This window comes from Roseovarius sp. 217 (genome assembly GCF_000152845.1).
GTDB lineage: Bacteria > Pseudomonadota > Alphaproteobacteria > Rhodobacterales > Rhodobacteraceae > Roseovarius.
In genome coordinates, this window is sequence record NZ_CH902584.1 from 1,957,242 (window position 1) to 1,982,291 (window position 25,050).

A 25,050-nucleotide genomic window follows, 5' to 3' on the forward strand; every position below is an offset into this window, starting at 1 on the left:
CTCTAGGAGAGCCTGATGGACCTGCGCCCGATCACCCAAGATTTTACTGTCTCACCGCAAATTGACTGTGCGGATGTACCTGCAATCGTCGAAGCTGGGTTTCGTTCGATCCTTTGCAATCGTCCTGATGGCGAGGACTTTGGCCAGACCTGTTATGATGAGGTTGCCGCAACGGCCAAGGCTGCCGGACTCGAGGTTCGCGCAGTGCCAATCGTATCGGGACAGATGACCGACGCTGATCTCAATGCCTTTCGTGCTGCCATTGAGGACCTCCCCAAGCCGATCTTGGCCTATTGCCGAACAGGAACGCGTTGCACGATGCTCTGGAGCATGACCAAATTCACTGAGTTGGGAGGCGACGAAGTTCTGCGCGCCACGTCCAAAGCAGGCTACGACATGTCTGGCCTGATTGCGCAGCTTGAACGCAACCAATGACCGATTGGGCCGTTATCGGCCATGACGGTCATGCCGCCCGTGCCTTTGTGTTGCGCGGGTCGCGGGTGACCCATTCTCTAACCGCTCCTGAGTCCGCAACCTTACTTGCGCAGATCAATCCGGCGGTTCGGATACTGTACCGTATCGGAGAGGGGCAATCCGGCAGTATTCCCACCGGAGTTTTGCCGCAAGGAGGCCACGGGTTAGCAGGTTTCGTACAAGATAGCCCGCCGGATGTGATCGACGGTTGGGTGCGTTTTCTGTTGATCGGACTGTTAAGTGTGCGCAGCGCTTGGGATGGGGTTGCCTGGGTGGTTTTGCGCGATCTACACCACTGGCTGCATCTGAGCGCCGGTGAGGCTGTCAGTTCTCAGAGCTTTCTCACACCTCGCTTGATCGCTACCCTTGGTGGCGCCTCTAGCTTTTGTGAAACAGCCATCTCAGATACCTTAACCCGGCCTGAGCGTCTTGCCGCGCAGCTGCGCTCGGCCCAGGTGACCAATAGTACATCAGCCGTGAGCGGCCATCTATTGGGCGCAGAACTTGCCGCGGCAAGGCCCTATTGGTTGGGACAGAGCGTTAGTTTGATTGCGGATAGCGCATGTGCAATGCAGTACTCGCACGCTCTATCAGAGCTTGGCGTACCAGTGACCATCTTTGACCCTGAGGCGTTGATTGCGCCAGCTCTAGCGGCCCTTGCAACCGCTCTTGGCTATGGGGATCTTCCGGCGCGTTAGTGATCTAAAGTTGGGATTTGACGACCTCGGTTTTCCGAAGGTTTCCAGAACTTGCGTCAACCAGCGTATTTTCAAGGCGGTTGGTCTGAACTCGTGGGCAATGCTTGACGAGCGGGTGCAAAGGAATACGGTGCGCGCAACCTGCGACATCTTGAGGAATGGCCATGATTGACAGCCTTTATTTGCTTTGCGGACATCTGTGTGTTGCTCCTCACGCCATGCATTGCACTCACGGGGCCGACGTCTCGCGCGGCCTAGTATCGGAATAATCCTGATGAGCCGCTCGCTCAGCCTTGCGGCTTATCTCGCATATGCCCGGCGCGCCGGGCGTCCCGGCGATGTTCCAGACCAGCCTCGTCCTCAAGGCCCGTTGATATGGGCGCATGCAGTTGATGCGGCCCGGGCAGATACGCTGGTGCACCTGGCGGAACGGCTGGCAAGTCAGCGTCGAGGATTGCGGCTTTTGTTGACGACCTCGGGCGCGGCTCCGGCTCGGCTGAGCACCAGCAGTCCCGTTCTTTGGCAACCCGTACCAGAGGATAACCTCCCCGCTGCAGAAGCATTCTTGGCGCATTGGCGCCCTGACATTTGCGTTTGGACCGGTGGAGATTTGAGACCAGCCCTTTTGATTTGCGCGTCAAGGCAGAGGATTCCGCTTTATCTGGTGGACGCCGATGAAACCTATCTGGAGCGTGCGAGTTGGCGCTGGTTCCCAGACATGCCTCGTGCTGTGCTGGGGCTCTTTACAGAGATACTGACCCGCACCGAAACTGCGGCAAGGTTGGTACGCCGTTTTGGGGCGCCAGAGCGGATTGTGTCTGTGACCGGGCCGTTTCAAGAGGGGGCCATGACCTTGCCCTACAACTCTTCGGAACGTGAAGAGATGGCAGGACTACTGCGTAGCCGACCGATCTGGCTTGCCTCGCAAATCCAAAGAGCAGAGTTGGAAACCGTCCTTGAGGCCCACCGAGAAGTGAGTCGCCTCGCGCATCGGAGCCTTTTGATCATCGTTCCGGATTTGAATGATGATCGCAACGAGATCCGTGCCATCCTCAATCTACAGGGCTGGCGGACGTCGGTCTGGTCTGAGGGTGAGTTGCCAAGTGAAACGACGCAGGTGATTCTCGCGGACACACCGGGCGAGATGGGGCTTTGGTATCGCTTGGCGCCCGTGACCTTCATGGGATCATCGCTTGTCTCTGGTCAACATGGCCGCGATCCCAACGAACCTGCGGCGCATGGGTCGGCGATCCTCTATGGACCAAATGTGGGTCGATATTTGAATCGCTATTCCAGATATGCCGAAGCCGGGGCAGCGCGGATTGTCCGAGACAGCCAAACCCTGACTGCTGCGGTTCAGCGCCTGATTGCTCCCGATCAGGCGGCGGTAATGGCGCATGCCGCGTGGGATGTGGCGTCCAAAGGAGCCGCTGTGACCGACCGCATTCAGGATATGCTGTTGGACCGCCTGGATCGGTTAGAGGCCGAGAAATGAGACCCCCCGCCTATTGGTACAATCCGCCTGGTCGCCCCGGCTTGCGAGCGCGGTTGCTCGCACCCTTGGGATTGCTCCATGCGCGGTCAACGGCGAGACGGTTGGCTACGGGCCACGATTGGCGCGCGCCGGTGCCGGTAATCTGTATCGGAAATCTCAATTTTTGCGGCACAGGCACGATGCCTGCAGTTCTGGCTGTGGTGGCGCATCTTCATCGCATGGGCCATGAGCCGGCAATTTTGTCGTGGGGTAAGACGGGATTACTCCGAGGACCGGTGCAAGTGGCCCCGCGCCACCATACCTCGGCAGACGTCGGGGACGGCCCGTTGCTCGCCGCAGATTTCGCACCGACTTGGTCTGCGCGAGATTGGGTAGAAGGGGCGCGGGCGATCCTGTCGGCTGATCGAAAAGGCGGGGCCCCATTCGATTGTATCGTAATGGATGACGGGTTTCAGAACCCATCCTTGGCCAAGGACATTTCCATCGTCGTGGTTGATGCGGTGCGCGGATTTGGGAACAGTCGATGTCTCCCCGCGGGTCCGCTGCGAGAGCCGGTGAAACGAGGTCTCACTCGCGCGGACCTCCTGCTCTCCATAGGCCCCAAAAGCGCTCAGGACCGATTTTCTGAGCTATGGGGCGAGCACATCAATCTGCCGCATCTGCAGGGCGAGTTACACCCACTCCAGACCGGAATGGAATGGCCGGGATCACGACTCTTGGCCTTTAGCGGTATCGGCGATCCGGGCAGGTTCTTTGCGATCTTGCGCGGATTAGGGGCGGAACTGGTGCGTTGCGAGTCCTTCGAGGATCAACAGCCCTATAGCCAAGCCCTCTTGGCGCGGCTCGAGCGTGAGGCGACGAACCTCGGCGCGCAACTGGTCACAACGGAAAAAGATGCCGTGCGCCTGCCGCAAGACTTCCGCCGCAAGGTACTGACCCTGCCAGTGCGCCTGCACGTTTCCGATCTCTCACCGCTGGAATATGCCCTGACACGTGCAGGTTTGGGTCCGGGTTAGGGGCGCGGGGCATTCGGTCGTGTCAGTTGACGGTGCTTTCAAGGCCTACAGGTTGTCCTACCACGACAAAGGTCAGCGATTCGGGCGTGAGCAGATCGAGCGCAACGCGATTAACGTCCTCAAGGGTTACGGCGTTGACCTTGTCGTTGCGCGTGGTGATGTAGTCAGTGGGCAATCCCTCCATCTGCATGCCGACCGCAATATCGGCAATCGGGCCGTTACCTTCGAATTGCAGCGGGTAGGCACCCGTCAGATAGGTCTTGGCATTCTCCAGTTCCTCGGGCGTCACGCCCTCAGTACGGATACGCTCCCATTCAGCGCGGATCACGGAAATTGCCTCGGCGACACGGTCATTGGCAGAGGCCACGGACCCCATCCAGAGTTGGGCCGCGTCCTTGTCGGCGAGGTAGGAATAGACTCCATAGGTTAGTCCGCGCTTTTCGCGTACCTCGGTCATCAGCCTGCTCTCGAACCCGCCCCCACCAAGGATGTGGTTGAGGATATAGGCGGCAAAGAAATCTGGATGATCCCGGTCGATACCCTTTTGCGCAAAGGCTGCAATGGACTGCGGCGTCGCAAAGTCGATGACCTGAACGCCTCCGGGCAGATTGGGATCAACTGGATTAGGCAGTGGGGCACCTGTCTCGGGTAATGCGCCAAGAAGGTCATCAATTAGGGACGCGAGTTCCCCTTCAGTGATATCGCCCACGGCACTGATATAGAGACGGTCGCGGGTAAGGGCCCCGGCATGAGACGCCAAGATATCCTCGCGTGTCAGCGTGCCAACACTCTCGAGTGTGCCTTCAAGGGAGGAACCATAGGGGTGCTCGCCGAAAACAAGGCTGTCAAACGCCTTGCCGACAATATCACGCGGGTCAGTTTGCGACGATGCGATGCCTGATGCAACCTGGCCGCGCACCCGCTCGATTGCGTCCTGATCAAAGCGTGGCTGCACAAGGCTGGTGCGGAGAAGATCAAGCGCCTGATCGCGGTTCTCGGTCAGAAACCGGGCCGAAACGCTGATTTGATCGTCATTCACAGAATACCTGAAATCTGCTGCGAGCGACTCTGCCGCACGGGCAAAACCCTGCGCGTCGAGATCACCTGCACCTTCTTCGAGCAACCCAACCATCAAATTCGTCACGCCGCGCTTGTCTTGTGGGTCGAGGGATCCTCCACCGCGAAACCGCAACTCCAGTGCAACAAATGGGATCGAATGATCTTCGACCAACCATGCGTCCAAACCACCGGGCGACGTAATTTCCTTGACGTCAACCTCTGCGCGCGCGGGCAGCGCGGCAAGGAGGATCACAAAACTCAGTACGAAACGGATCATTGCGTTACCTCCGGGGCCATGAGCCAGCCTGTCACGGATTGGGTGCGATCAAACACCTCGCGTGCAGCCTGCATGATCTGATCTGCCGTAGTGGCTTGCAATACGTCAGGCCAGGATTGAACATCGGCGACTGTCAGTCCTTGGGTCAGTGCCTGACCATAGCGATTGGCAAGGCCGCCGGCATCGTCCCGTGCATAGGTTTCAGAGGCTCGGAACTGCATCTTTATGCGGTTGAGTTGCTCTGCGTTCACCCCGGTTTCGAGAAACTCGGTCAACACCTCGTCCATCGCCGCCTCGGCTTGCTCCAAAGTGACCCCTGCGGCGGGCACGACGTAGAGATCAAAAGTCGTGTCATCCAGAGATGACCCGGAATAGGACGCCCCGACCTGAACCGCTGTCTTAGTCTGGAATTGGAGTTCTTCAGCCAGAATGGATGTTTGGCCACCCCCGAGAACATCAGCCAGCAAGGTCAGTGCGGCGGCCTTTTCCTGCGCGCCGCTGTCACGCTCTGGTGCGAGATAGGACCGCGTTACATAGGGCTGGGACACGCGGGCATCACGAAATGTCATCCGACGTTCCGCCAATTGAGGCGGTTCCTGAGGGCGGGCCCGTTCTGGAAGGTCGGGATTTTCCGGTATTGGGCCATAATACGTCTCAGCCAATTCGCGCACGTTCTCTGGCATGACATCACCAGCAACGATCAGAATGGCGTTGTTCGGGGCGTAATACTCGCGGTAAAAATCAAGGGCCGCATCAAGGTCGAGCGCCTCCATCTCATGACGCCAGCCGATGATTGGCACGCCGTAGCGGTGATTAAGATATTGCATGGCGCTTTTCTGTTCGCGAAAAAGCGCGCCGGGGCTGTTTTCCACCCGCTGATTGCGCTCTTCGATGATAACATCGCGCTCGGTTGCGATATCTCCTTCATCCAGTTGCAGATTGGTCATGCGGTCGGCTTCCATACGCATCACCAACTCCAGCCGGTCGGAGGCGATGCGTTGAAAATAGGCCGTGTAATCATAGCTGGTAAAGGCGTTGTCCGAACCGCCGTTGCGCGCCACGGTCGACGAAAATTCGCCGGGCGCCATGGTCTTGGTGCCTTTGAAAAGCAGGTGCTCAAGAAAATGGGCCACACCGGATACGCCCGGTCTTTCATCGGCCGATCCTGCACGATACCATACCATCTGGGTCACAACTGGCGCGCGGTGATCTTCAATCACCACGACCTCAAGCCCATTGTCGAGCGTGAATGTCGTCACCTTATCGTCGGTCGAGGCCAGTGAAACGGGGGCAGCCAGAGTGGTTATAGCCAATGTCAGGCAGGCGAGAATGTATCGCATAAACGGTCTCCGGTCGATGTTGGGCATCTGATCTAGTAGATACGCCTTGGCTGCGCCGTTTCAAGCGCCGCCCCAATCACTCGGGTGCTGGAGGACTGGCTGGGGTCAGCACGCCGCGATTACGCAAGCGCTCTTCTTCGGCATAGGCGTCCAACCAATCGCGGCGATAGGCCTGTACGTAATCATCACCGGGCAAGAACCGCAGAACGTCTACGCGCCCGTGTTGACGACGCAACTCCTTGTCTTCAGCAGCAAGTGTCTGGCGAATGGCTGGCGCTGCACCATATCGGTTGGCGTGATTGACAAGTGCGCCGTTGTTTGTTGCGCCGCCCGCAGGATTTCCACCCAACGCAACCACCCCATCCGCGAGTGGATTCTGGTCCGTCAGGTTGGCACCACCCGGATTTGGAGCGGGTAGGCTGGCATAACTCTCAGGTGTTTGCAAAGGTTTGCTGGGAATGATCGAAAACTCATCAGGTCCGTTTCCGGTATGGCGGATGCGGCTCAGTGTGACGTCATCGCGGCCACCGCATCCGGCCAACACGGTCACCACCAAAAGGCTCAGAACTGTCTTATGCGGCATCGTCATCGCCACTCTCCTGCAAAATCCCTAAAGCCTTATCGCATTCAAAGCCCAAGGTCACGAGGGCTTTTTGCCTGATGGCAGCAGAACCATACCGAATGCTCCGACAAACACCGCAATATCTGCGACATTGAAAGCAAAGGGATTGTTGATGCCGCAGCAGGACATGTTGAGAAAGTCCGCAACTGCGCCGTAAATCAGCCGGTCGATCACATTGCCGAGCGCACCCCCCACCAGCAAGCCTGCGGCGAAACGGTGCCAGCGACCAGCGGGATCGGTGTGCACCCACCAGAGCACGGCCCCTGAGATGACGACCGCCACAACAATCAGAACCCAACGCGTAAGAGGACCGTCGCCCGCTAGAATTCCGAAATTGATTCCGTAGTTCCATGCCATGCGCAGGTTGATGAAGGGCGGCAAGACGTCAATCGCGCCCAACGTGCGCAGGTCCATGACATGCACCGCCAAGTATTTGCTGGCCTGATCCAGCAGGAACACCCAGAACGCCGTCCAGAAAACGATCCGCATCGGCGCGTCAGTGCCGGAAATGGCGCATGCCGGTGAAGACCATGGCCAACCCCGCCGCATCCGCCGCCGCGATCACTTCGTCGTCACGCATCGAGCCGCCCGGTTGAATGACGGCGGTGGCACCCGCTTCGGCGGCGGCCATCAGGCCATCTGCAAAGGGAAAGAACGCATCCGAGGCCACGACGCTGCCTTGGGTCAGCGGCGCGGCCAGCCCAAGGGTCTCGGCCATGTCCACCGCCTTGCGCGCAGCAATGCGGCAGCTGTCCACCCGGCTCATCTGGCCTGCGCCGACACCCACAGTCGCGCCGTCCTTGACGTAGACGATGGCGTTGGATTTGACGTGTTTTGCCACTTTCCAGGCAAAGAGCAGATCGGCCAGCTCGCGCGTTGTGGGCGCGCGTTTGGTCACGACCTTGAGATCGGCCGCGTTGATATGGCCGCTGTCCTTGTTCTGCACCAGATAGCCGCCCGAGACCTGTTTGATCATCCGACCTGCCGTGGCGGGATCGGCCAGCCCCTCGGTCAAGAGCAGGCGCAGGTTCTTTTTCTTGGCGAAAATACTTATGGCGCCAGCATCCGCGCCGGGGGCGATGACCACTTCGGTGAAAATCTCTGCAATCTCCTCGGCGGTGACGGCATCGAGCGGCTGGTTGAGCGCGATGATGCCGCCAAAGGCGGAGGTACGGTCGCAGTCGAAGGCGTGTTTATAGGCCTCAATCAGGGTCGCGCCACGGGCCACACCGCAGGGGTTGGCGTGTTTTATGATGGCGCAGGCGGGGCCATCGGCGGGGGCGAATTCGCTGACCAGTTCAAAGGCCGCGTCGGTGTCGTTGATGTTGTTGTAGCTCAGTTCCTTGCCTTGCACCTGCCGGGCGGTGGCCACGCCGGGCCGATCCGAGCCATCGGTGTAAAAGGCCGCCGCCTGATGCGGGTTCTCGCCATAGCGCAGGGTTTGCGCCAGCGTTCCGGCAAAGGCGCGGCGGCGCGGGGACGCATCGCCAATGGCACCCGCGAGCCATGTGCTGACCGCCGCGTCATAGGCGGCGGTGCGGGCATAGGCGATCTGTGCCAGTTTGCGGCGGAAATTCGGGCAGGTGCCGCCACCGTGCCGGTCCATGTCACCGATCAGCGTGTCGTAATCCTCGACATCCACCACCACGGCGACATGGGCGTGGTTCTTGGCCGCCGCACGGATCATGGCCGGGCCGCCGATGTCGATATTCTCTACGCAGTCGTCATAGTCGCCGCCGCGTGCCACGGTTTCCTCGAACGGGTAGAGATTGACCACCAAGAGGTCGATAGGCCCGATGCCATGCGCCTGCATCGCCGCCTGATGGTCGGGATTGTCGCGCAGCGCCAGAAGGCCGCCATGCACCATCGGGTGCAGCGTTTTCACGCGCCCGTCCATCATCTCGGGAAAGCCCGTGACCTCGGCCACGTCGCGCACCGCAAGCCCGGCCTCGCGCAGTGCCTTGGCGGTGCCACCTGTGGACAGCAGTTCAACCCCGCGCGCAGCCAGCGCACGGCCAAGCTCAAGAAGCCCGGTCTTGTCGGAAACGGAGAGAAGGGCGCGGGTGATGGGCGCGTGGTCGGTCATGTCGGGCGGTCCTGCCTTGTCGGTTCACTCGTCGGCCACGGGATCCAGCGCGTCCTCATTGACATCGCGGATGCCAACCGGGGTATCTTGCGCCTTGGCCAGTGACCATCTCAGATGGGTCGCATAGTCCATCGCGCGACCGGATAAAACGATCTGTTTGGTCGCACGCGGTTTGAGGCGCGTTTTTTCAAGATACACACTCGGTTGCAAGGACAAAGCGGCGTGCCCGTCGCTGCGGAATACCCAAATCTCACCACTGCGCAATGCCAAAGACACCGCAGCCCCGCCCATATCGACCGACGCGTCCACATCCGGGTGCAAATGGAACCGAACGTCATATGGAATCCCATGCATGCGCGTTTCATCGAGGGCACGGTCAAATTGCCGCTTTTCCGGTTCTTCGATGGCCAACAGCATATCTTCGCCAGCCAACCCGCGCCCGTCGGCGGTCAGGTCCAGTTGACGGACATGCGTCAGGCCGTGCCCGCGGACATAGCCGTCATGCGCCCCCTCAAACCGAACGCCGTCCGGAGCCTTGGACTGATTCACCTGAACAGAACGTGGCGCCTCGCTCAGCCAATCAGGGTGCCGTTTGTCATTGCTCAATCGCGCGCTCGACCCTGCGGCCAGCACGAGGGCGGAATGGGATGGAGTGGCGCGACCGGCGCGTCGCCATTCGGGACCAAAGCTATGTCCCGAGCCGCAGTTCACGATCAGCGGTCGACGCCCCGAAGTCAGCTCGAACGCTAACGTCGACGCATGCGCGCCCGCAGAGGCCGCACCGATCGGGGGCGGGGCCGCGTCGATGATGACGCTGGTTCGGCCAGAGCTCAGTCGGGCAAATCCCATCGCCAATTTGTCGGCAAGTCGGGTTTTTACGCCACTGGTGGCCAATGCACTGTCGAGCCGCCCCTCCAACCCCCGCCCGCCACCATGAAACCGCGCCAGACCGCCATCAGCGTGACGCAAGCTGCGCAGCGTTGGGGCGATCCTCTCAATGGCGCGCCAGTGCGCCTCACCTGCGGTTCTGCCAGATTCGCTAAGGGCCATTGCGACCCAAGTGAGCAGAGTAAACACCTCCAGCAACTCTTCGGGATTGCGTGTGGGCAATCCGCCCATAGAGTCGATCTGGCACTCACATTCGCGCGCAAGTGCCGCCAGTGCCGGCTCCAACTGGGACTGCATCCCCTCCAGAGACAAGCCTGCATAGATGAGACCTGTCAGCGCCTCGAACCGTGGCAGTCCGGGGCGTGTCGCCGGCCAGCGACGGGCAAGAAACGCAGTTTGCTGCGCCATCGAGCGATAGAACGGCGATGAGGCCTCGGACGGCAGACCTCTCAGGACAAAGAGCGCCTGACTGATCCAGCGGATGAGGCGGCGTCCGGTCAGGTCTGGCGTCCATCCCGGTCCCGAGCCATTGCCGTAGCGGGAAATCCACGCCCAGAGCCAAGACTGAGCATGGCTGCGCGCTGCCGCATCTCCAGCGGCGGCCAGATCATCGAGCCAGCCAAAGCCATGCATTTCCGCCGCAAATCCGGCGTCCGGCGGGTCGATATCCCAGATACTGGTGTTCGGAGCCTCGACGAGATGGCCGGCAAAGACGAAATTACCGGCGCAAAGCTGTCGCCCTCGGGCGAGATAGCCGATGCTGCGGGGTTCGGGTTGTGACAGAAATGCCGTTGCGGGGCGGCTGAGCGCTGCGCGCCGCGCAGCGAGTCGGTTCAGCAGGCGCGACCAGCGCTCTGGCCAGCGCTCTGAAATGAGATCGGATGTGGACATGTGCCGTGCCTCTGGACGCTTCTGTCGGCGTTGATGGCTCCACTATAGCCACGGGCATGGCTCAAGTCACCGTTTCTTTACGGCGGAAAGCCGGTCTTCACCGCCGCAAGCAGGCGATGAAGAAGCCGTCCATGCCGCCCAGATCGGCCCAGTAGTCGGGACGCAGTCGCAATCCGCCTTCTTCGGTGACCCAACCGGGCTCGATTCCGGGGCGGAGGAGAGTGGTGCGGTCAACAGTCAGGTCTGGATGGCGACCAAGCGCTTCTTCCACTTGGCATTCGCCCTCATCTGGCAGAAGTGAACAGGTGCAAAAGACCAGCCGCCCTTCAGGTTTCAAAAGCGTCAGGGCATGATCCAACATCGCAGCCTGCAACGCGATGAGCGCGCCAAAATCCGAGCCATCCTTGGCGTGAGGCAGGTCTGGATGACGTCGAATGGTGCCAGTGGCCGAACAAGGTGCATCAAGCAGGATTGCATCGTAGGGCCCGCCGTGATGATCGAGGGCGTCGCCCACGATGCAGGTGGCGGTCAGCCCGGTGCGGTCGAGGTTCTCTGTCACGCGCGCCATCCGACGCTCTGACAGGTCGAGGGCGGTCACCTTTGCGCCTGCCGCAGCCATTTGCAGCGTCTTGCCTCCCGGAGCAGCGCAAAGATCCAGGATCTGTTCTCCGGGCTTTGGGGCCAGCACTGCAACGGGTAGGGCAGCGGCGACGTCTTGCACCCACCACTCCCCGTTGGCATAGCCAGGAAGAGCAGAGACCTGCCCCGGATCTGTGCGCCGTAGAGATCCGGTCGGCAACAGCGTAGCTCCGAGCCTTTCGGCCCATACCTCGGGGTCAGATTTCACCGTGATATCAAGGGGCGCACCCGCGAAATGCGCGCGCTCCATCGCGGCGACCGGGCCCTTGCCCCATGCGTCGACCAGTGGCGCGCGCAGCCACGTCGGAAGGTTTGGCAGCCGCAGATCGTTCCAACTGCGGGGGGCCTCTTCGGTCATCTTGCGCAGCACGGCATTGACCAATCCCTTGAGTTTCGCGTGTCGCGGGCTTTGACCTATTGTCTCAACCGCCTCATTGACCACGCCATGCGACTCGCCGCCCTGTGCAAGTTCCACGGTAGCCAGACGCAGGACGTTTTGCACGGGCAAGGGCGGCGCCTTGCGCAGGTGTCGTGACAAGAGCAGGTCGGCGCGGTCCAACCCACGGAGCGTGTCTGTTGCAAGCCGCTGAGCGCGCGCGCGGTCGGGCGGTGAGAGCGCATCAAGCGCCCCACCCGCGATCAATTCGGACATGAGCCGTCCCTCTCCCAACACCCGGTCGAGCAGATGAACCGCTGCAGAGCGGGCGGTGAGGGTGGGCTTTTTCATGGCCTTGTCCTTGGCGAAGGGTTGGCTGCGCGATATATCAGGGGGGAGATGACAAGGAAAGCCCGACCATGACATGCGATGACAGCGCTAAGCCCCGCGATTTGCCGCCCGCCGCACAGCGCGCTCTTGCTGAAGCCGAGGAACGACGGAAGTTAGCAGAGACGTTGGCCTTGCCCAAAGAACTTGGGGGGCGCCAAGAAGGCTTGGAGCCAGTGCGCTATGGAGATTGGGAGAAGAAGGGTCTCGCCATCGACTTTTGATCGACCTGAGGGCGTGCGATCATTCCAAGCTGAGATCGGCGAACTGTCCAGCGCCTTGGTCTGATATGAAGCGGACCGTGTTGCCTTGGACGCGCACGGCCTGACAGTTGGGACCGAGGTCCATGTTGCCCCAGTAGAGATCGCGACAGAAATAGTCACCATTCCACTTCCACGCCCCCGTCACGTCGCGTCCGAAGGCGCGGCCTTTGATCTGACCGTCCTTGGTTACGTTGAGCGTAATTCCGAAGCGAGTCAGGTCTCTGCCTTCGATCAAAGACACAAAGCGTTCCCGCTCGGTGACAGGTGCAAATCCCTCTGCCACTGCAGGCGTTGAGAGGCCAAAGCTCAGTAAAACAACGAAGATCGAACGCATGATATTCACCTGTCACATTGAGTGATCTGACAGGGATACGCACGAGCGCAGCCATTGGATCAGTTGTCGGACAGGCCCAGAACGTCAATCATGTCATAGCTTCCCGGCTTGCGCCCCAGTCCCCAGAGCGCCGCCTTGAGCGCGCCGCGTGCAAAGATCGCGCGGTCGGTCGCGATATGGCGCAGAACAATCCGCTCGCCTGCGGCTGCAAAAATCACATCATGCTCGCCCACGATGTCGCCGCCGCGAATGGCGGAAAATCCGATGTGCCCGCGCATGCGTTTGCCGGTAATCCCATCACGGGCGCGGTCGCTGACGTGGTCGAGCGTGACCCCGCGCCCCTCTGCCGCCGCTTCGCCCAGCATGAGCGCCGTGCCAGAGGGGGCATCGACCTTTTGATTGTGATGCGCTTCAATGATCTCGATGTCGAAATCCTCGTCGAGGGCTGCGGCCACGCGCTTGGTCAGTTGCGTGAGGAGGTTGACTCCAAGGCTCATGTTCCCTGCACGCACGATGACCGCATGGCGCGCGGCGGCGTCGAGGTGTCTGAGGTCATCTGCCTCAAAACCGGTGGTGCCGATCACATGCACCACACGCGCCTGAGCGGCCAGAATGGCGAATTCCAGCGTGGCGGCGGGGGCTGTAAAGTCGATGAGCGCATGAGCGCGCGCGATCACCTCGAGCGGGTCGTCAGTCACCGTGACACCCACCTCGGCCCCGCCCATGGCGCGGCCCACGTCCTGTCCGATCCACGCATGTCCGGGCCGCTCGAGCGCGCCGATCAGACGGGCGCGCGGGCTCTCGGCCAGTGTGCGGATCAGCATCTGGCCCATACGGCCCGAGGCCCCGGTGATCACGATGCCCGGCAGATCGGTCATTAGTGGCACTCCTAATCGTGGTTGCGAGCCTGCATAGCGTGCTGTGTTTGAAGCGGCAAGGGCGCGGGTCGTGGCGCAAACGGGGCAGGAGTATTTACGCCAAGAAAAAGCCGGGCAGATTTCTCTGCTTGGAAATGCCTGCCCGAGCGATTAGATGCGAGGCATGGCAAAGAACAAGTTTCATGACGGGCCCGGCCCTTCGCAACGGCAGCTTCGCGTGGGCGAGTTGATCCGACGTACCTTGTCCGAAGTTCTGATGCGGGGTGATATCCATGACCCTGACCTCAACCGCATTTCGGTGACGGTGGGCGAGGTGCGCACCTCGTCGGATCTCAAGATAGCCACCGCTTATGTGATGCCACTGGGCGGCGAAGGCCAAGACGACTTGATCGCCCTTCTGGCGCGCAACAAACATGAGTTGCGGCGCATGATCGGCAAGAAAGTGGGGCTTAAATACGCCCCCGACCTGCGGTTTCGGCTGGATGAGACCTTTGATCAGATCGATGAGACACGACGTCTCTTTGACCAAGACACGGTGCGCCGGGATGTGGAAGGTTAGGCTCGCGCTTTTGCTTGCTGTGGTGCTTGGCTCTGGCTCTGGCGCTGTTCAGGCTGCTGAGTGCCGAACCGAGCGATTTGAGGACGAGAGCTATACTGTCTGCGCCGTGGACATCGGGCGCGACGATCTGCGGCTTTTCCTCAACGATGCTGAGAGCGGGGCCCCCTTGGGCAGTTTTGGCGCTATCGAAAACAAGTTGAAGGCCGAGGGTAAGGCACTTGCATTCGCGATGAACGCGGGCATGTACCATGCGGATCGCAGCCCTGTGGGGCTATATATCGAGGCAGGCCAAGAGGTTAAGGGACTCATCACGCGTGACGGTCCGGGCAATTTCGGGCTTTTGCCCAACGGGGTATTCTGTATCGGTGACGGTCGCGCCCATGTCATCGAAACCCTGCGATATGCGCGCGAACGTCCCGCATGTCGCTATGCCACTCAATCCGGACCGATGTTGGTGATTGATGGCGCAGTGCATCCGCGCTTTCTGGTGGATAGCGATAGCCACTACGTTCGCAATGGCGTGGGCACGTCCGCGAATGGGCGAAAGGCTTGGTTTGTAATTTCTGACAACGCATTGAATTTTCATACCTTTGGCCGCTTCTTTCGCGATCATCTGAAGGTGGCGCAGGCGCTCTATTTCGATGGCAAGGTCTCGCGTTTGCATGCGCCGGGGGTGAATCGCTCTGATATCGGATTTCCGTTGGGACCGATGGTGGGGGCGGTGATTGACGCGAAGGCTGCGGTGGATTAGGCGCTGCTGCCTTAGACAACAGGCAAAGGGCCGGGGATGGCACGCAAACGCAAGGGGCGCGAGATTTCGGGGTGGCTGGTGGTGGACAAGCCCGCTGGCATGACCTCGACCAGCGTTGTCAACAAGGTGAAATGGGCGCTTCAGGCGCAGAAGGCGGGGCATGCGGGCACGCTGGACCCTGAGGCGACGGGTGTGCTGGCGGTGGCGCTGGGAGAGGCGACCAAGACGGTGCCCTATATCACCGATGCGCTCAAGGCGTATACGTTTTGCGTGCGGTTGGGACAGGCAACCAACACCGACGACACCGAGGGCGAGGTGATCGCTGAAAGCCAAAAACGCCCGTCAGATCAAGAGATTAAGGATGTCCTTGGAGGGTTTGTCGGTGATGTGATGCAGGTCCCGCCGAAATATTCTGCCGTCAAGATCGACGGGCAGCGCGCCTATAAGCTGGCGCGCGATGGGGAAGAGTTCGAGGTGGCGGCGCGGCCTTTGTGGGTTGAGGAATTGCTGCTGGTGGACCGTCCGGATGCGGATCATGTGGTGCTGGAAATGACCTGCGGCAAGGGTGGCTATGTTCGGTCCGTCGCGCGAGATTTGGGTGAGATTTTAGGGTGTTACGGGCATGTGGCGTGGTTGCGCCGGGTGTGGTCGGGGCCGTTCGAGGCCAAGGATGGGCTGAGTATCGAAGAGATTGACCGGATGGCGCATGGCCCGGAGTTGGAGGAGCACATTCGCCCGCTCGAAGAAGGGTTGGCGGACCTCCCTATGGTGACAGCGACGCCCGAGGGAGCAGCCCGGTTGCGGAACGGAAATCCCGGCATGGTGATCGCGCAAGGCATTGAATATGGAGAAGAATGTTGGGCTGCGGTCGAGGGTAAGGCGGTTGCCGTCGGGCGCTACAAGGCGGGGGAATTGCATCCCTCGCGGGTGTTCAACCAATGAGCGGAGCAGCCCCTGATCATCTGCACGATCCGGGTGGCAAGGTGCGGCTGCGCCTGCCGGATGGTGTGGTTGGTGGCGCGGAATATTCTATATGTGGCCGTTATCGGCAAGTTCTGAGCCGGGATTGGACGCCTGAGGGCGTTGTGCCGCGCAGGGTGCTGTTCATAGGGATGAACCCCTCTGTGGCGAGTGCTGAAGTGTCTGATCCGACCTGTCACCGTGAGGTGATGTTTGCCAAGGATTGGAAATTTTCTTTTTATTTCAAGGGGAATATGCTGGATTGGCGGGCGACATCGCCGAAGGATCTGCCGCGCGATCCGGCGGAGGCGTGCAGCCCGGCGAATATCCCGGCGTTGGTGGCGATGGCGGAGCAATCCGAGTTTGTCGTGCTAGCCTACGGAAAACTTCATCAGCGTTATCAAGAGGTTGTGCGGCAAACGCTGCGTGATATTGCTGCGACTGGCAAGCCGCTGATGTGTCTGGGGCTGAACAAGGACGGGTCGGCCAAGCATCCGCTTTACCTGCGCAAAGATACTGTGCTCAGGCCGTTTCCAATGCCGGTCTGAACAGGGGGACTGTACGTTTGTGCGGTCAAACCGTACGGCCGCGCGGTCCAATCCGCGCTCTTGTCCATTCAGCCCGCAGCAGGGCACATTTTCATCCTTCCGCGAGACACATCGCCTTGAACGCCGTCGCGCGGTCGGGGGGCATTGGTAACAAAACCCTCAACGGCACCTTGATGAAATCCGGTCGCGTTGGAACAGCCGCCAACAGGACATGAAGGTCAGGATACCTTATATACCAAACCGGCAATAAGACGGTTGCTGAATCGGTCTGGAAACTGACCCGTGTCGTCCGGCAGATGCGCGCATTGCGGTGTCGGGCGGCAGGTCCATTGAAAGCGTCAATAAGAAGTTTCCGGCAGTATCCGGCAGAAGGTAGTCAATTGCCAGTGGAACACACATTTTTTTCTTCGAGCGCGTTCCCCAGATAAGAGACACGGTAGAACGCAACGTGGCAGCCGGACGGAGAAAACGCCATTGGAGGCTCTACACGCCCCTCGATGACTTGTCGCCAACTGGTGCTTTCATCTGCTTCTTGCACCAGTTCATACAAACCTCTTCTGGAAGACGGGATTGGGGAGCCCGAAACTTGAAAAAAAACCTTGCCGTTTACTGCATAAATATCCTCCCGCGTTACACACCCACAGCCGCAGGAAAAACAGCTAAACTTTTCTTCGACAAACAAAAGATCTTCTTCTGGCAAGGCCACGACCTGAACTAAGTTAAGGTCTCGATCCAGCCACCACGCGGTTCTTTGACAAGAGCCATCTTCGTTTGGATATTCGCAGCCATTCTGAATCGCAAAAAACATCCCAGCGTGTTTGTCCCATACGACGAACGGCGCTGATCTATTATCGGGAAGCTTCAGCGGTAAGTTGATCAGCTTGGGTTTGCCTGCCTCAAAAACTATTAGGCCGACCTTGCCGAGGTGGAGATAGGTGTTGAACGAAATTCCTTCCATCCGTGGAAAACTTTGGTTTATCCCGCTCCGCTTCCAATGCTGGTAGGGGATCACTCTCATCTTGCTCCCATCAATGACACTGTATGTGTTATTGTCCTGCACAAAGAACTGTCCCGGCTCAATTGGCTCAGTGTCAAATTGCGGGGCTTGGTGAGCCCATATTGGCATCTTCTTGTCAGTTGGCCGTATCGACCTGTCTTCGATGCTCAAGGCGCGAACATCGTTGTTTTGCGAATAAAAGTAGGTGTGTTCGTCCAGCCAAATCAATGGCGTTGCCTTTTCTTCCATGCCGATCGACTTTTCGGGGACGCATCTGGATACCAAGCCCACCAGGGCAAGCATCAGGAACAATGGCACCAAAACTCGTCGACGCAGAAAAAATCTCGTCATCAACACACCTTACACGCCAGTTTTCCGACCTTGAGAAGAGATATCCATTCAAGACATGATCTACAACTTTTTGCTGATCTGAACGTTATCATACTCACCTATTTCGTGGATAATTGGGGTTTCGTTTACCATTTCAGCCCGCAGCAGGGCACATCGCCTTGAGCGCCGTTGCGTGGTCGGGGGACGCGGCGAGGGCGTTGGCTGCGAGATCGTGGGTGGTCTGCATCAGGCTCGCGCCGGGAACCACGCGGTCAAAGAGACCCCAATCGAGCGCCTCTTGGGTGTTGAGGCGCGCGCCGGCCAGAAGGATCATTTTTGCCCGCGCCGGGCCGATCAGAGCGGCGAGGCGGGCCGGGTCACTGGGCTGGGGGAGAAAGCCGAGTTTCATCACCGGATAGAACGCCCCGGCCCCCTCGGCGGCGATGCGGATGTCGCAGGCCAGCACCATGCCGGTGGCTCCGCCTGCGACCGTTCCGTTGAGGGCGGCGATGCTGAGGCCGGGCAGGGCGGCGATGGCCCCGGATAGGCGCTCCCAGACCGGGCTGGTGGCCAGACCGGTGCGCGCGGCCTCTAGGTCAGCCCCGGCAGAGAACACCTTGCCCGCGCCGGTCAGCACGAACACGCGGGCCTCTTGGGCGGCCTCGGCGATGTCTGCCAGTTCGGTTAGCATCGGCTCGGTCAGGGCGTTGGCCTTGTCCGGGCGATTGAGGGTCGCGATCCAGAGCCCGCCGTCACGCTCCAGCGTGACAAGGGCGGCCGGGGTCATATCAGGCCCACCCGGCGGCGGATGGCCTCGTCGCGCAGCGAGATTTCCTGTCCGGCGAAGTCGGCGGCATCGGGGCCGCACATCCACAGCAGGGCGCGGGCGGGCCAATCGGCGGGGATATGATCGGACCAGTCCAACTGGCTGACGGGGTTGACGCCGCTGGCCTTGATTTCGCGCTGCATGTCGGTGGCGACGGTGCCGGGCGAGAGGCCCATCACCCGGACGCCTACAGGCGATGCCTCAAGAGCAGCGCAGCGGGTGAGCATCGCGGCCCCGGCCTTGGAGGTGCAATAGGCGCTCCAGCCTTCGAGGGCATGGTGAGCCGCGCCAGAGCTGACGGTGAGGATGGTGCCCGCGCCGCGTGCCATCATGCCGGGCAGGGCGGCGCGCATGCCGTTGAACACGCCCTTGAGGTTGACGTCGATCGCGCGCGCCCATGCCTCGGGATCAGCGTCGGACAGGGGGGCGATGGGTTCGATCACGCCGGCGTTGTTGATCAGCACGTCCAATTGCCCAAAGGCGGTGTGGCAGGCGGCGATGGCGGCCTCGATTTCCCAGTAGCGGCTGACATCGCAGGGGATGGCGATGGCCGAGGGGCCGATGTCGCCTGCGAGTTCGGCAATCGCGTCGCCATTGCGTGCAGCAAGGGCGACATTCGCCCCGGCTGCGGCAAAAACCCGCGCAGCGGCGGCGCCGATGCCTTTGCTGGCTCCGGTGATGAGAACGCATTTACCCTGCATATCCATGGTATTCCCCTCTAGTGGCTGCCCTTGTCCTAACGCCGGGACGGGTCAAGTTCCAGTCAGATCATCCCTTGACCCTTTCGCTGCGACGACCCAAGCTATGAGTAACCCCGATTTCAACAAGGTGTCATTCATGTCTTATAGCCGCACGCTTACCGCTTCGACCTCTTTGCTCTGTCTGTCGGCGACGGCCGGATTTGCCGATCTGACCGCCGTGCAGGTCTGGGAGGATTGGCAGAGCTATCTCGAAAGCTATGGCTATGACGTGCAGGGTGACACCGCGCAGTCGGGCGATACGCTGACGATTCGGGATATGGCGATGCGGATGCAGGTGCCAGAAGAGGGCGGCATGGTCGAGCTGCGCATGGATCAGATGCAACTGGTGGAGCAGAGCGACGGATCGGTTGTGGTGATCCTGCCCGAGACCATTCCGATGGCGATGGACCTCAAGGATGAGGCGGGCGAGCAGGTCGCGCTGACGATCGAGATCGCGCAGCGGGGCATGGACATGCGCGTCACCGGCGATCCGGCGGCGATGAGCTATGACTATACCGCGCAAGAGATGACGATGACCTTGACCGATCTGGTGGCCGGAGAGCAGACGCCCGAGATTGGCGCGGCGCAGATCCGAATGGCGGATCTGGCGGGGCAGTATCAGAGCAAAGAGGCCGGGGACACGCGCGGGTTCACGCAGGAGTTGACCGCTGGCCCGGTGGGGTATGACATTGATTTCACCGATCCCGAAGCGGGGGGGCGTGCCGAGATCAAGGGCACGTTGGCGCGGATCAGCATGACCGGCGATGGGGATCTGGTCGATGGTATTGATGCAAGCGACATGGCCGCTGCGCTGCGCGAGGGGCTGAGGGTCAACAGTCTGATGGAGTATGAGGGCGGCACCACCGCCTATAAGTTCACCAATGAGGGTAAGGTCGTTGAGGGCACACAAACCTCTGAAAGTGGCACGTTGCGGGCGGCGATCAGCCCTGAGGGGTTGCGCTATGGCGGTGATGGGCGCGGTGTGAGCCTCACGATGACAGGGGACGATCTGCCGTTTCCGGTGACGGCTGAGATGGAGCGCGCCGGGTTCAACCTTGTGATGCCGGTGGGCAAGAGCGACGAGATGCAGGATTATGCGCTGGCGCTGAATTTTGGCGGCTTTACCATGTCGGACATGATCTGGGCGATGTTCGATCCGGGCGAGCAGTTGCCGCGTGATCCGGCGACGATCAGCGTCGATCTGTCGGGCAAGGGGCGGCTGTTCTTTGATCTGCTCGACCCCGAGCAGATGACCAAGCTGGAAGAGAGTGAAGCGGCCCCCGGTGAAGTGGAGAGCCTTGTGCTCAATGATCTGACGGTCGATCTGGCCGGGGCCAAGCTGACCGGGGCGGGGGCGTTTACCTTTGATCAGACGGATCTGACCAGCTTTGACGGGGTGCCTGCGCCCGAGGGCGCGATTGATTTGCGGCTGGTGGGGGGCAACGGTCTCTTGGACAAGCTGATTGGCATGGGCTTTGTGGCCGAGGATCAGGCGGTGATGGTGCGGATGATGGCGGGCATGTTCGCGCGCACCGGGTCGGGCGAGGATGAGCTCACCTCGCGCATTGAAGTGACCGAGGAGGGTCAGGTGCTGGCCAATGGGCAGCGTCTGAAATAACGCGAAAATAATCGGCAGAGGGGGCCACGGGCGCAGGCGCGTGGCCTTTTGCATGGGCGCGGGCTTGCGCGTGGGGGGGTGTCGGTCTACCTCAGGGCGGCAACAAGGAGATGGCCATGCCGAAAGCGCTTGATGAATTGACCCATGCGCTGATTGACGCGGCGCTCAAGGCGGGGGCCGAGGCGGCGGATGCGATGGCGTTGCGCGGGCAGTCGGTAACGATCGACATGCGCGGCGGCACGCTGGAGCAGGCCGAGCGCGCCGAGGGTGTGGACATCGGATTGCGGGTGCTGATTGGCGGGCGGCAGGCGAATGTGTCGGCCTCGGATACCGGGGAGGCGACAATTGCCGCGCTGGCCGAGCGGGCGGTGGCGATGGCGCGGGAAGCGCCGGTCGATCCCTATGCGGGGCTGGCGGAGCCGGGGCAATTGGCGCGTGACTGGGATGTGGCGGCGCTGGAGCTCTGTGATCCGAGCCCCGAACCGGCGCCCGATGCCCTGGCGCGGATGGCGCAGGAGGCGGAGGCGGCGGCGCTTGGCGTGGCCGGTGTCACGCAGGTGCAGTCGGCGACGGCGGGGTATAGTCAGCGCGCGGTGCATATTGCCGCCAGTAACGGATTTTCCGGCGGCTATGCGCGCAGTGATACGGGGCTGTCGTGCGTGGCGATTGCCGGGACGGGCACCGGGATGGAGCGCGACTACGATGGCGACAGCCGGATCTTTGCCAGCGATCTGCGTGAGGCATCCGAGATTGGTCGCCGTGCGGGGGAGCGTGCCGTCGAGCGTCTGGGCGCGCGTCGCCCGCACACCGGGGCCTATCCGGTGGTGTTTGACGAGCGCGTGTCGGGCACGCTGATCGGGCATTTGCTGGCGGCGGCGAGTGGCGCGTCAGTGGCGCGGGGATCGTCGTGGCTGCGCGAGCGGTTGGGAGAGCAGGTGCTGCCAGAGGCGCTGTCGGTGCTGGAAGACCCGCACCGTCCGCGCGTGAGCGGATCGCGGCCGTTTGATGCCGAGGGGCTGCCCACCGCCAAGCGTGCGATTGTTCAGGGTGGCGTGCTGATGGGATGGACGCTCGATCTGGCCAATGCGCGCAAGCTGGGGATGCAGAGCACGGCGAATGCGACGCGCGGCACCTCTGCGCCGCCCGCGCCGGGGACATGGAATATCGCGCTGACGCAGGGCAGGCAGAGCCGTGACGATCTGATCCGCGAGATGGGAACGGGCCTGTTGGTGACGTCGATGATCGGCTCGACGATCAATCCCAACACCGGCGATTATTCGCGAGGCGCCGCCGGGTTCTGGGTGGAGAATGGCGAGATCAAATGGCCGGTCAACGAATGCACCATCGCGGGCAGTTTGCCCGAGATGCTGCGCCGGATGATCCCGGCCAATGACGCGCGGCTGCATCTGGGGCGGGTGGTGCCGTCGCTCTTGATTGAGGGGATGACGCTTGCCGGGGAGTGATCTGCTGCTCTTGATCGAGGCTGCGCATGAGGCGGGTCGGATTGCCACCGCCTATGTGGGTGGGCCGCTGGAGGTGCAGGACAAGGCCGGGGGGGCTGGTCCGGTGACGGCGGCGGATCTGGCGGTCAATGCGATGCTGGTGGAGCAATTGCGCAGCGCAAGGCCCGAGTATGGCTGGTTGTCGGAAGAGACCGAAGACACAGCAGCGCGGTTGCAGTCGGATCGGGTGTTCATTGTCGATCCCATCGACGGCACCCGCAGTTTCATCGAGGGCAATGACAGTTGGGCGCATTCTCTGGCGGTGTCCGAGGGTGGCGTGGTGATTGCCGCCGCGATTTATCTGCCGATGCGGGACAAGCTCTATGCTGCCGCTGTGGGTCAGGGGGCCACGCTGAACGGGGTGCCGATCCGGGCCACCGGACGGGCCGATCTGGTGGGGGCGTCGATATTGGCCTCCAAGCCCAATTATGCGCCGGAGCATTGGCTGGGGGGACGCGTGCCCGATGTGACGCGGGCGTTTCGACCATCCCTTGCCTATCGCCTCGGTCTTGTCGCAGAGGGGCGCTATGACGCGATGATGACCCTGCGCCCATCCTGGGAATGGGACATCGCGGCGGGGGATCTCATTCTGCGCGAGGCGGGGGCGGTGACGTCGGACCGTCACGCGGGGCCGCTCAGGTTCAACAATCCGGTGCCGATGGTCAACGGGGTGTTGGCGGCCAACCCGGTGCTGCACAGTGCGCTGCACGCGGCGTTGGCGGGGTGATATCGGGTTGCACCTGTCGTTGATCCCTGTCTAATGCCGAGGCAACAGGATCAAAAAACAGGCACATCATGCCCCGCTCTGACAATCTGACCGGCGCCCTCTTGATGATGGGGTCGATGGCCGCGTTCACGCTGAACGATGCCATGATCAAGGCGCTGGCGGGACAGGTGCCGCTGTTTCAGGTGATGTTCCTGCGCGGGCTGGTGACGACGATCCTAGTGGCGCTGATTGCGTGGAAGATGGGGGCGCTGAAGCGGCATTTGCCGCGCGAGGATTGGGGGCCGGTGTTCTGGCGCATGGTGGGCGAGATCGGGTCCGCGTATTTCTTTGTCTCCGCGCTCTATAATATGCCTTTGGCCAATATCAGCGCGATCATGCAGGCCTTGCCGTTGACCCTGACGCTGGCCGCTGCGCTGTTTTTCCGCGAGCCGGTGGGGTGGAAGCGGATGTCGGCCATTCTGGCTGGGTTCATCGGCGTGATGCTGATCGTGCGGCCGGGCACCGAAGGGTTCAACGTCTATTCGGTCTACGGATTGGCAGCGGTGGCCTTTGTCACGCTGCGCGATCTGGCGACGCGCAAACTGTCGCGGGATGTGCCCTCGATGCTGGTGACGCTGTTCAATTCGTTTTTCATCATGGCGTTTTTCGGTCTGGGGAGCCTGACCGGGGAGTGGGAGCCGATAGATGCACGGGCCGCCCTGATCATTTGTGGCGCGGCGGTGATGATCATCGGTGGCTATCTCTTTTCCATCATGGTGATGCGGGTGGGCGAGATCAGTTTCGTGGCGCCCTTTCGCTATACCAGCCTGATCTGGGCGCTGTTGCTGGGCTGGCTGGTGTTTGGCGACTGGCCGCAGACCCTGACCCTGATCGGGGCGGCGATTGTGGTGGCGAGCGGTCTTTTCACGCTCTACCGCGAGGCGCAGATCAGTCGACGGGCGAAGGCGGATCTGAAAAGACAGCTTTCACTTGGTCCTCGTCCACGTTGAACTGAGACTTGAAGAAGGCCGCCTCGCGGCTGTCCAGCGGGTGCATCGGGCCGCAGACGTATTTTGCGGCGGAATCATTGTCGTCATGTTTGGCGCGCAGATACATATGCGGGCCGGGCTGAATAAGGGTCGGCATGTCGTAATGCAGCTTGTGATGGCTGAAATTCATCACGGTCAGGTCATCGCCGGGACGAAAGAGCACGGCCAGACCGCATGCCCAGAAGGGCGGCTGCACTTCTTCGGCCTTGATCCCCTCATCCGACAGCGTGACCGAGTAGCCGCGATTATAGTCGATTGCCATGTGAGGCCAGTTCTTGCGCATGGTGCGGGTATGCTTTTCGAACCAGCGCAGGCTGCGGACGAAGCTGAGGGCGACGGCATCGTCGTCATCAAGGCGGAATTGCATGGAGGGCACCGTGTCCTCTCCGAGTTCCGTCTTGATAGCGATCTGCATCGCGAGGCGGTGCTTCATCGGTTCGCTCTCGATGATCTTGATCTGCGGCACATGGGCGGTCAGGTCGTGCAGGCGGTCGCGGTAGCGTTTGGGCAGGCTGTCACCGATCATCACCAGAAAGGTGAAGTCGGGATGCTGTTGCGCGGCGATGGAGGGCAGGGTGAGGCATTCAAAATGGCGAAAGCGCAGGTCCATCCGGGCCGGCGCATAGAGATAGGCTTCGCGGTCCGCAACGGTGTCGTGCATCCGCTTGAAGCCGCCGACAGCCGGGTAGGAGAATCGGCAAATCCCGATCACGCGCATGGCTCTGAACCCTCTGTTGGCGC

The 25,050-nt window shown here is 61.1% G+C and carries 26 protein-coding genes; 13 read left to right on the plus strand and 13 right to left on the minus strand.

Annotated elements, in window-relative coordinates; translation table 11 throughout:
* The first annotated feature begins 15 nt into the window (after positions 1-15).
* The 4 genes from ROS217_RS09320 (at position 16) to lpxK (ending at position 3,683) form a co-directional block, all read left to right on the plus strand.
* Positions 16-435, plus strand: coding sequence for a TIGR01244 family sulfur transferase (locus ROS217_RS09320; RefSeq protein ID WP_009817471.1), 420 nt, complete (start codon positions 16-18; stop codon positions 433-435).
* Positions 432-1,172 carry a 2-dehydro-3-deoxygalactonokinase gene (locus ROS217_RS09325; RefSeq protein WP_009817472.1) on the plus strand — a complete coding sequence of 247 codons (741 nt, stop codon included), beginning with the start codon at positions 432-434 and terminating at the stop codon, positions 1,170-1,172. Before ROS217_RS09320 ends, ROS217_RS09325 begins: the two co-directional genes overlap by 4 nt.
* A gap of 274 nt (positions 1,173-1,446) precedes the next feature.
* Positions 1,447-2,667, plus strand: a complete 1,221-nt coding sequence (locus tag ROS217_RS09335) for a 3-deoxy-D-manno-octulosonic acid transferase (RefSeq protein WP_040650488.1) — start codon at positions 1,447-1,449, stop codon at positions 2,665-2,667.
* Complete coding sequence (lpxK, locus tag ROS217_RS09340; RefSeq protein ID WP_040650490.1) at positions 2,664-3,683, plus strand: tetraacyldisaccharide 4'-kinase; 1,020 nt, start codon at positions 2,664-2,666, stop codon at positions 3,681-3,683. Before ROS217_RS09335 ends, lpxK begins: the two co-directional genes overlap by 4 nt.
* A 22-nt stretch (positions 3,684-3,705) precedes the next feature.
* On the opposite strand, the gene ROS217_RS09345 is transcribed toward lpxK, so the two are convergent.
* The 7 genes from ROS217_RS09345 to ROS217_RS09375 all read right to left on the minus strand — a co-directional run bounded on the left by ROS217_RS09345 (position 3,706) and on the right by ROS217_RS09375 (position 12,212).
* Positions 3,706-5,019, minus strand: a complete 1,314-nt coding sequence (locus tag ROS217_RS09345) for a M16 family metallopeptidase (protein WP_009817475.1) — start codon at positions 5,017-5,019, stop codon at positions 3,706-3,708.
* A complete protein-coding gene (locus tag ROS217_RS09350) occupies positions 5,016-6,359 on the minus strand; it encodes a M16 family metallopeptidase (RefSeq protein ID WP_085978791.1) in 1,344 nt (447 codons plus the stop codon). The genes ROS217_RS09345 and ROS217_RS09350 overlap by 4 nt, the downstream gene beginning before the upstream one ends.
* A 76-nt stretch (positions 6,360-6,435) precedes the next feature.
* Positions 6,436-6,948, minus strand: a complete 513-nt coding sequence (locus ROS217_RS09355) for a DUF3035 domain-containing protein (RefSeq protein WP_009817477.1) — start codon at positions 6,946-6,948, stop codon at positions 6,436-6,438.
* A gap of 51 nt (positions 6,949-6,999) precedes the next feature.
* Positions 7,000-7,470 (minus strand): signal peptidase II, encoded by a 471-nt coding sequence (gene lspA / locus ROS217_RS09360; protein ID WP_009817478.1) that lies wholly within the window; start codon positions 7,468-7,470, stop codon positions 7,000-7,002.
* Between the two features lie 7 nt (positions 7,471-7,477).
* The gene (gene purH, locus ROS217_RS09365; protein WP_009817479.1) at positions 7,478-9,067 is read right to left on the minus strand and encodes a bifunctional phosphoribosylaminoimidazolecarboxamide formyltransferase/IMP cyclohydrolase; all 1,590 of its coding nucleotides are present in this window, start codon (positions 9,065-9,067) and stop codon (positions 7,478-7,480) included.
* 24 nt (positions 9,068-9,091) lie between these two features.
* Complete coding sequence (locus tag ROS217_RS09370; protein WP_009817480.1) at positions 9,092-10,846, minus strand: heparinase II/III family protein; 1,755 nt, start codon at positions 10,844-10,846, stop codon at positions 9,092-9,094.
* A gap of 97 nt (positions 10,847-10,943) precedes the next feature.
* Entirely contained in the window at positions 10,944-12,212 is a 1,269-nt protein-coding gene (locus tag ROS217_RS09375; RefSeq protein WP_009817481.1) for an RsmB/NOP family class I SAM-dependent RNA methyltransferase, read from the minus strand.
* 68 nt (positions 12,213-12,280) lie between these two features.
* Here ROS217_RS09375 and ROS217_RS09380 point away from each other — a divergent pair, with 68 nt between their 5' ends.
* Positions 12,281-12,472 (plus strand): DUF1674 domain-containing protein, encoded by a 192-nt coding sequence (locus ROS217_RS09380; RefSeq protein ID WP_009817482.1) that lies wholly within the window; start codon positions 12,281-12,283, stop codon positions 12,470-12,472.
* Positions 12,473-12,491: 19 nt separating this feature from the next.
* On the opposite strand, the gene ROS217_RS09385 is transcribed toward ROS217_RS09380, so the two are convergent.
* The gene (locus ROS217_RS09385) at positions 12,492-12,845 is read right to left on the minus strand and encodes a hypothetical protein (RefSeq protein ID WP_009817483.1); all 354 of its coding nucleotides are present in this window, start codon (positions 12,843-12,845) and stop codon (positions 12,492-12,494) included.
* Between the two features lie 59 nt (positions 12,846-12,904).
* Positions 12,905-13,723 carry a 4-hydroxy-tetrahydrodipicolinate reductase gene (gene dapB / locus ROS217_RS09390; RefSeq protein ID WP_009817484.1) on the minus strand — a complete coding sequence of 273 codons (819 nt, stop codon included), beginning with the start codon at positions 13,721-13,723 and terminating at the stop codon, positions 12,905-12,907.
* A gap of 163 nt (positions 13,724-13,886) precedes the next feature.
* On the opposite strand from dapB, the gene rbfA reads away from it, so the two are divergent.
* Genes rbfA through ROS217_RS09410 form a run of 4 tightly spaced genes read left to right on the plus strand, consistent with a single transcriptional unit; the run spans position 13,887 to position 16,541 of the window.
* Complete coding sequence (rbfA, locus tag ROS217_RS09395; protein WP_009817485.1) at positions 13,887-14,282, plus strand: 30S ribosome-binding factor RbfA; 396 nt, start codon at positions 13,887-13,889, stop codon at positions 14,280-14,282.
* Positions 14,269-15,033, plus strand: a complete 765-nt coding sequence (locus ROS217_RS09400) for a phosphodiester glycosidase family protein (RefSeq protein WP_009817486.1) — start codon at positions 14,269-14,271, stop codon at positions 15,031-15,033. Before rbfA ends, ROS217_RS09400 begins: the two co-directional genes overlap by 14 nt.
* 36 nt (positions 15,034-15,069) lie before the next feature.
* Complete coding sequence (gene truB / locus ROS217_RS09405) at positions 15,070-15,975, plus strand: tRNA pseudouridine(55) synthase TruB (protein WP_009817487.1); 906 nt, start codon at positions 15,070-15,072, stop codon at positions 15,973-15,975.
* Positions 15,972-16,541 (plus strand): DUF1643 domain-containing protein, encoded by a 570-nt coding sequence (locus ROS217_RS09410; RefSeq protein ID WP_009817488.1) that lies wholly within the window; start codon positions 15,972-15,974, stop codon positions 16,539-16,541. The genes truB and ROS217_RS09410 overlap by 4 nt, the downstream gene beginning before the upstream one ends.
* Positions 16,542-16,917: 376 nt before the next feature.
* Here ROS217_RS09410 and ROS217_RS09415 read toward each other — a convergent pair whose 3' ends face one another.
* The 3 genes from ROS217_RS09415 to ROS217_RS09425 form a co-directional block, all read right to left on the minus strand.
* The gene (locus ROS217_RS09415) at positions 16,918-17,889 is read right to left on the minus strand and encodes a hypothetical protein (RefSeq protein ID WP_157046574.1); all 972 of its coding nucleotides are present in this window, start codon (positions 17,887-17,889) and stop codon (positions 16,918-16,920) included.
* Positions 17,890-18,022: 133 nt separating this feature from the next.
* Positions 18,023-18,655: an enoyl-CoA hydratase/isomerase family protein gene (locus ROS217_RS09420; protein WP_009817490.1), complete on the minus strand. Its 633-nt coding sequence runs from the start codon at positions 18,653-18,655 to the stop codon at positions 18,023-18,025.
* Positions 18,652-19,401 carry an SDR family oxidoreductase gene (locus tag ROS217_RS09425; RefSeq protein WP_009817491.1) on the minus strand — a complete coding sequence of 250 codons (750 nt, stop codon included), beginning with the start codon at positions 19,399-19,401 and terminating at the stop codon, positions 18,652-18,654. Before ROS217_RS09425 ends, ROS217_RS09420 begins: the two co-directional genes overlap by 4 nt.
* Before the next feature lie 130 nt (positions 19,402-19,531).
* Between ROS217_RS09425 and ROS217_RS09430 the strand changes: the two genes are divergently transcribed.
* The 4 genes from ROS217_RS09430 (at position 19,532) to ROS217_RS09445 (ending at position 24,270) form a co-directional block, all read left to right on the plus strand.
* Positions 19,532-21,052 carry a DUF2125 domain-containing protein gene (locus tag ROS217_RS09430; RefSeq protein WP_040651294.1) on the plus strand — a complete coding sequence of 507 codons (1,521 nt, stop codon included), beginning with the start codon at positions 19,532-19,534 and terminating at the stop codon, positions 21,050-21,052.
* A gap of 110 nt (positions 21,053-21,162) precedes the next feature.
* Positions 21,163-22,515, plus strand: a complete 1,353-nt coding sequence (locus ROS217_RS09435) for a TldD/PmbA family protein (RefSeq protein WP_009817493.1) — start codon at positions 21,163-21,165, stop codon at positions 22,513-22,515.
* Positions 22,502-23,281 carry an inositol monophosphatase family protein gene (locus tag ROS217_RS09440; RefSeq protein WP_009817494.1) on the plus strand — a complete coding sequence of 260 codons (780 nt, stop codon included), beginning with the start codon at positions 22,502-22,504 and terminating at the stop codon, positions 23,279-23,281. The genes ROS217_RS09435 and ROS217_RS09440 overlap by 14 nt, the downstream gene beginning before the upstream one ends.
* Before the next feature lie 68 nt (positions 23,282-23,349).
* Complete coding sequence (locus ROS217_RS09445; protein ID WP_009817495.1) at positions 23,350-24,270, plus strand: DMT family transporter; 921 nt, start codon at positions 23,350-23,352, stop codon at positions 24,268-24,270.
* Here ROS217_RS09445 and ROS217_RS09450 read toward each other — a convergent pair.
* Positions 24,209-25,027 (minus strand): glycosyltransferase, encoded by an 819-nt coding sequence (locus tag ROS217_RS09450; RefSeq protein WP_040650493.1) that lies wholly within the window; start codon positions 25,025-25,027, stop codon positions 24,209-24,211. The genes ROS217_RS09445 and ROS217_RS09450 overlap by 62 nt on opposite strands.
* Positions 25,028-25,050: the final 23 nt, after the last annotated feature.

Excerpts from the sequence above, each read along its gene's own strand:
- ROS217_RS09320 (WP_009817471.1), top strand. The coding sequence starts at position 16 with ATGGACCTGCGCCCGATCACCCAAGATTTTACTGTCTCACCGCAAATT.
- ROS217_RS09325 (WP_009817472.1), top strand. The coding sequence starts at position 432 with ATGACCGATTGGGCCGTTATCGGCCATGACGGTCATGCCGCCCGTGCC.
- ROS217_RS09335 (WP_040650488.1), top strand. The coding sequence starts at position 1,447 with ATGAGCCGCTCGCTCAGCCTTGCGGCTTATCTCGCATATGCCCGGCGC.
- lpxK (WP_040650490.1), top strand. The coding sequence starts at position 2,664 with ATGAGACCCCCCGCCTATTGGTACAATCCGCCTGGTCGCCCCGGCTTG.
- ROS217_RS09345 (WP_009817475.1), bottom strand. The coding sequence starts at position 5,019 with ATGATCCGTTTCGTACTGAGTTTTGTGATCCTCCTTGCCGCGCTGCCC.
- ROS217_RS09350 (WP_085978791.1), bottom strand. The coding sequence starts at position 6,359 with ATGCGATACATTCTCGCCTGCCTGACATTGGCTATAACCACTCTGGCT.
- ROS217_RS09355 (WP_009817477.1), bottom strand. The coding sequence starts at position 6,948 with ATGACGATGCCGCATAAGACAGTTCTGAGCCTTTTGGTGGTGACCGTG.
- lspA (WP_009817478.1), bottom strand. The coding sequence starts at position 7,470 with ATGCGGATCGTTTTCTGGACGGCGTTCTGGGTGTTCCTGCTGGATCAG.
- purH (WP_009817479.1), bottom strand. The coding sequence starts at position 9,067 with ATGACCGACCACGCGCCCATCACCCGCGCCCTTCTCTCCGTTTCCGAC.
- ROS217_RS09370 (WP_009817480.1), bottom strand. The coding sequence starts at position 10,846 with ATGTCCACATCCGATCTCATTTCAGAGCGCTGGCCAGAGCGCTGGTCG.
- ROS217_RS09375 (WP_009817481.1), bottom strand. The coding sequence starts at position 12,212 with ATGAAAAAGCCCACCCTCACCGCCCGCTCTGCAGCGGTTCATCTGCTC.
- ROS217_RS09380 (WP_009817482.1), top strand. The coding sequence starts at position 12,281 with ATGACATGCGATGACAGCGCTAAGCCCCGCGATTTGCCGCCCGCCGCA.
- ROS217_RS09385 (WP_009817483.1), bottom strand. The coding sequence starts at position 12,845 with ATGCGTTCGATCTTCGTTGTTTTACTGAGCTTTGGCCTCTCAACGCCT.
- dapB (WP_009817484.1), bottom strand. The coding sequence starts at position 13,723 with ATGACCGATCTGCCGGGCATCGTGATCACCGGGGCCTCGGGCCGTATG.
- rbfA (WP_009817485.1), top strand. The coding sequence starts at position 13,887 with ATGGCAAAGAACAAGTTTCATGACGGGCCCGGCCCTTCGCAACGGCAG.
- ROS217_RS09400 (WP_009817486.1), top strand. The coding sequence starts at position 14,269 with ATGTGGAAGGTTAGGCTCGCGCTTTTGCTTGCTGTGGTGCTTGGCTCT.
- truB (WP_009817487.1), top strand. The coding sequence starts at position 15,070 with ATGGCACGCAAACGCAAGGGGCGCGAGATTTCGGGGTGGCTGGTGGTG.
- ROS217_RS09410 (WP_009817488.1), top strand. The coding sequence starts at position 15,972 with ATGAGCGGAGCAGCCCCTGATCATCTGCACGATCCGGGTGGCAAGGTG.
- ROS217_RS09415 (WP_157046574.1), bottom strand. The coding sequence starts at position 17,889 with ATGACGAGATTTTTTCTGCGTCGACGAGTTTTGGTGCCATTGTTCCTG.
- ROS217_RS09420 (WP_009817490.1), bottom strand. The coding sequence starts at position 18,655 with ATGACCCCGGCCGCCCTTGTCACGCTGGAGCGTGACGGCGGGCTCTGG.
- ROS217_RS09425 (WP_009817491.1), bottom strand. The coding sequence starts at position 19,401 with ATGGATATGCAGGGTAAATGCGTTCTCATCACCGGAGCCAGCAAAGGC.
- ROS217_RS09430 (WP_040651294.1), top strand. The coding sequence starts at position 19,532 with ATGTCTTATAGCCGCACGCTTACCGCTTCGACCTCTTTGCTCTGTCTG.
- ROS217_RS09435 (WP_009817493.1), top strand. The coding sequence starts at position 21,163 with ATGGCCATGCCGAAAGCGCTTGATGAATTGACCCATGCGCTGATTGAC.
- ROS217_RS09445 (WP_009817495.1), top strand. The coding sequence starts at position 23,350 with ATGCCCCGCTCTGACAATCTGACCGGCGCCCTCTTGATGATGGGGTCG.
- ROS217_RS09450 (WP_040650493.1), bottom strand. The coding sequence starts at position 25,027 with ATGCGCGTGATCGGGATTTGCCGATTCTCCTACCCGGCTGTCGGCGGC.